Raw genomic sequence first — 4,393 nt, 5'->3', positions numbered from 1 at the left:
CCGATCCCGAGCCGCTCGGCTGCCCGCCACACCAGCAGCGGATCGCCGACCGGCTCGGCGGCGACCACCAGCAACAGCAGCCGGGTCTCGGCGGGCAGGGCCTGCAGCCGCCGCCGGAAGCTCTCTTCGATGCGCCCCGACAATGGCGCCGTGCCGGCGAAGAAGCCGCCCGCCAGCTGCGCCGGGGTCAACCCCCGCGGCAACTCCAACAACGCCAACGGATTGCCGCGCGTCTCGGCCACGATGCGGTCGCGCACCTGCACGTCCAGCGGCCCGGTGAGCACCGAGTCCAACACGCTGCGCGCATCGCTCTCTGCCAGACCCTCGACGACCATTTCTGGTATTCCCGCCAACTCGTCGCTCGGCCTGCGCGCAGCAAACACCACACCCACCGATTCGGCCCGCAGGCGCCGCGCCGCGAACGCCAGAACCTGCGTTGAGGCGCGATCGAGCCACTGCTCGTCATCGACCACGCAGATCAGCGGGCGCTGCTCGGCAACCTCGGCGAGCAGGCCCAAAACCGCCAGGCCGACCAGGAAACGATCCGGCGCCGAACCGGCGCTGAGGCCCAACGCGACCCGCAGCGCAGCACGCTGGGGAACCGGGAGCCGATCGAGGTGATCGAGGTGCGGCGCGCACAACTGATGCACGCCGGAAAACGCCAGCTCCATCTCCGATTGGACACCCGCGGCGCGCGCCACCACGCAGCCTGACGCGTGATCGACCAGGTAATCCAGCAGCGCCGTCTTACCCACGCCCGGCTCGCCACGCACCATCAGTGCCCGGCTCTCACCCCCGCGCACATCGTCGATCAACCGGTCGAGCAGCCTGCACTCGCTGTGCCGACCCCTCAGCTGCGCGACGCCTCGCGCGGGGAAAAGTTTGGCCATCTGACCAGCACCGGCGCTACCCCTCCCACCGACCATGCCGGGCGGTGAGCTCGCAGGCGGCGAGGGGGGCAAATGGAAAGCCTGCACTGGTGAGCCTGCTTGTGTGTGGTGGGAGGCGCGGACGGCGTGTCCGTGGGGCTGGCGGTGACGGGACGATGCATTTTGGTTTTCGACCGAACGGCTACCAGATAGTCAGTTTGAATGACCTACCTACTTCGCCGGGGTAAAATTACTACTAGTGAGTCCAGAAAGCAAACCTTCCCCACGCGTGTGCTCTGTCGCGGATGCGCTCTCGATCGTTGGCGACCGCTATGCATTGCTGGTGGCCCGCGAGATTCGCTACGGACACACGCGCTTTCAAGACATCGCCACCAGCACGGGGGCGCCGCGCGACGTGCTCACAGCACGGCTGCGCAAACTCGAACAAGCGGGCGTGATCGAGCGACGGCAGTATTCGGAGCATCCGCCGCGCCACGAGTACCTGCTGACTAACGCCGGGCGAGACCTTCAGCCCATCCTCGTCGCGCTGAAAGAATGGGGTGACCGATACGTCAACCCCGGCGCCGAGCCGGTCATCTTCCAGCACACCTGCGGCTCCGACTTTCATCCAGTGACCGTCTGCGCCGCGTGCAAGGAACCCCTGCGCGACGGCCAGCTCACCGTCACCGGCGGCACGCACCCGGTGGAAGCCACGATGTAGCTGGGGTCGGCGTAGCGGTCCGTCGACCAGCGTTCGGAGCAGATCGCCGCGAAAGACCGCGAAAGACGTAGCCACTTGTTGGTAGTCAGGTCACTTCTCCAGCGTCCGCTCCGAAGCGGTGTCGCTCGAGGCCGGTGAAAGCCGTCACCGACCCTGGGGTTCGGACTATCCCGACAGCGCCGAGAACGCCGTGCAGCCGCTTGTCGTCCAACACGATCTCGACCAGCGGGCTGCGCGCGAGCCAGTCGTCGGGGTCCTGGCGCCGGCTGACCCTCGCCGCGATATCGGGTTGGTTTTGCAGGACGAGGACCGCGGTGATCACCCGCCGCCGTGTCGGCTCGTCGACCGGCGCGGCAGTCGCGGGCAGGTCGGCGGTGACCCCGTGCTTGAGATGCACGATGAACCGCGGATTGGCCCGCAGGTTCGCATACCAGCTGCGGGGTACGGGCATGCCGGTCAGATACCAGCGACCGTCCACGCGGTGGAACCACACCTCGGCGCGACGCGGGGTGCCGCTGCGCGCGCCTAGTGTCGTGATGTCGATCGTGCGCTCGGCCACAGAGGAGTCAGGCCCGATGGCGAGAGCGCGGGCGACGGCGCTGTAGTCGTACTCGGCGGCCTCGCGGTTCTGCTCATGCTGGAACGCGGACTCGGTGCGGTCCCAATCAGATGTGGTCATCGGTTGGTTTTCACCCGTGTCCGGCCGGCTCTCGAAATGTGACAGGTTCTGCAGCGTTGCGTGCGTTGGCATCCTGTCGGCGGCGAAGCCGTTTGTTTTGGATTGGAGGTGTCGGATCGACGTAGAGGTCGCCGGTGTGCACGTCGACACCGGGCGGCACGATCTCGTCAATGCGGTCGAGCACGTCGTCGCCCAAACGTACGTCGGCTGCGGCCAGCAGGTCGTCGAGCTGATCGGGGCGTCGGGGGCCGATCAGCACCGACGTGACCGCAGGGTGCGCGCGGACGAACGCGATAGCCAGGTGCGGCAGAGGCAGCCCGGCGTCGGCTGCGAGCTTGCTGAGCTGCTCGACCGCAGTGGCCTTGGCGCGCACACTCGGTAGCTCGAGGTCAAAGTTTTTCGCGCCCAACCCGGTGTTGCGAGGCGTGGCGGTGGGATCGGCGCGCCCGGAGAGCCAGCCGGAGTTCAGCGGCGCGAATGTGAGCACGCCCATGCCGTAACGCTGGGCCGTCGGTAGCACACGGTTCTCGATGCCACGTACGAGGATTGAGTAGGGCGGCTGCTCGGTTCGGAACCGGTGGTGGCCGCGACGCTCGGCGGTCCACTGTGCCTCCACGATTTCTTCCGGCGCGAAGGACGAGGTGCCGATCGCCCGCACTTTACCTTCACGCACGAGGTCGGACAGCGCGGCGAGGGTCTCGTCGATATCGGTGGCGGGGTCGGGCCGGTGCAACTGGTAGAGGTCGATGTGGTCGGTATTGAGCCTGTCGAGGCTGCCCTCCACCGCCCGCCGGATCCACCGTGGCGAGGCTCCGCGCTGGTCTGGCCCCTCGTTCATGGGCAGCCCAAACTTGGTCGCGAGCACCACGTCGTCGCGCCGGCCGCGCAGCGCCTTGCCGACGATGACCTCCGATTCACCCAGGGAGTACACGTCGGCTGTGTCGACCAGGTTGATGCCCGCGTCGAGTGCGGTGTGGATCATGCGCACCGATTCGTCGTGATCGGAATTGCCCATGGCACCGAAGCTCATTGCGCCCAGCGCGAACTCACTCACCGAGATACCGGTGCCGCCGAGATTCCTTCGTTGCATGGGTGATGGTCTCCTTACCTGTCGAAAACCAGCTCAGCACGGATCCGCCCGGCGCGGGAGGACCGCCCGTACCGGGGGTCTGGCAGAACCCCTTTCACTGCTGCACTTGGATATGCCACGGCTCTAGGCTGGTGGGATGAGCGGGCAGCCGAATGTCGAGCTGCGGGAGTTCCTGCGCTCTCGCCGCGCGAGAGTTACCCCGGCCGCCGCGGGTCTCCCGTCGCGCTTTGGTGCACGCCGCGTCCCCGGCCTGCGCCGTGAGGAGGTGGCCCAGTTGGCGGGCGTCAGCGTGGACTACTACGTCCGTTTGGAACGCGGCCGCACCGCCAACGTGTCCGAGTCGGTGCTCGACGCCGTCGCCCGCGCCCTGCAGCTCAACGACCTGGAACGCAGCCACCTATTCACCCTCGCCAAACCGAGCCGAGCACGCCCACGCCCCCTTCCTCCGCAACACGTCCGCCCGGGCCTGCAGCTGCTGGTGGACACCATCACCGACGTGCCTGTCCTGGTACTGGGCCGACGCCTGGACGTGCTGGCTTCAAACCCGCTGGCCCGAGCCCTATACACAGACTTCGACGCGTTGCCCCCACATTTCCGCAACATGGCCCGCCTGATCTTTCTGCACGAGCATGTGCGCTCGGTGTGTACCGACTGGCCCACAGTGGCCCAAGGCATCGTCGCCAACCTGCGCCTCTATGCCGGCCGCAACCCGCACGACCCGGCGCTGGCTGAACTTGTGGGCGAGCTGTCCGTGCAGGATCCCGACTTCCGTCGCTGGTGGGCCGACCACGACGTGGACCAGCACACCTACGGCGTGAGGCACTGCCACCACGGCCTGGTCGGCGACCTGGAACTGGGATACGAGGCATTCACCCCGACCGACGATCCGGAACAGACGCTGTGGGTGACCACCGTGCAACCGGGATCCGTGTCAGAAGAACGGCTGAAATTGTTGGCGAGCTGGGCGCAACCGGCCGCGGTCGGCGGTTGAAGACGGCGCTGCGCGACAAGTTGGAACGGCTAAACATCAGAGC

General features: G+C 67.2%; 5 protein-coding genes. 2 read left to right on the top strand and 3 right to left on the bottom strand.

The genetic code is table 11. The features are described 5' to 3' along the window. The coding region (locus WAN71_RS12770) for an AAA family ATPase (protein ID WP_422225682.1) at positions 1-890 on the bottom strand (890 nt) is incomplete at its 3' end. Between the two features lie 268 nt (positions 891-1,158). On the opposite strand from WAN71_RS12770, the gene WAN71_RS12765 reads away from it, so the two are divergent. Next, positions 1,159-1,590 (top strand): winged helix-turn-helix transcriptional regulator, encoded by a 432-nt coding sequence (locus WAN71_RS12765; RefSeq protein WP_422225681.1) that lies wholly within the window; start codon positions 1,159-1,161, stop codon positions 1,588-1,590. A gap of 85 nt (positions 1,591-1,675) precedes the next feature. Here WAN71_RS12765 and WAN71_RS12760 read toward each other — a convergent pair whose 3' ends face one another. Together WAN71_RS12760 and WAN71_RS12755 are read right to left on the bottom strand one after the other, a co-directional pair. Further along, the gene (locus tag WAN71_RS12760) at positions 1,676-2,269 is read right to left on the bottom strand and encodes a nitroreductase/quinone reductase family protein (protein ID WP_422225680.1); all 594 of its coding nucleotides are present in this window, start codon (positions 2,267-2,269) and stop codon (positions 1,676-1,678) included. 10 nt (positions 2,270-2,279) lie between these two features. After that, positions 2,280-3,359, bottom strand: a complete 1,080-nt coding sequence (locus WAN71_RS12755) for an aldo/keto reductase (protein ID WP_422225679.1) — start codon at positions 3,357-3,359, stop codon at positions 2,280-2,282. Between the two features lie 136 nt (positions 3,360-3,495). Between WAN71_RS12755 and WAN71_RS12750 the strand changes: the two genes are divergently transcribed. Continuing rightward, complete coding sequence (locus WAN71_RS12750; protein ID WP_422225678.1) at positions 3,496-4,350, top strand: helix-turn-helix domain-containing protein; 855 nt, start codon at positions 3,496-3,498, stop codon at positions 4,348-4,350. Positions 4,351-4,393 lie beyond the last annotated feature (43 nt).

Origin of the sequence: Mycobacterium sp. (genome assembly GCF_049280035.1) — a bacterium.
Classification (GTDB): Bacteria; Actinomycetota; Actinomycetes; order Mycobacteriales; family Mycobacteriaceae; genus Mycobacterium.
The sequence above is the reverse complement of the archived record's forward strand: the minus strand, read 5'-3'. Positions and strand labels throughout refer to the sequence as shown.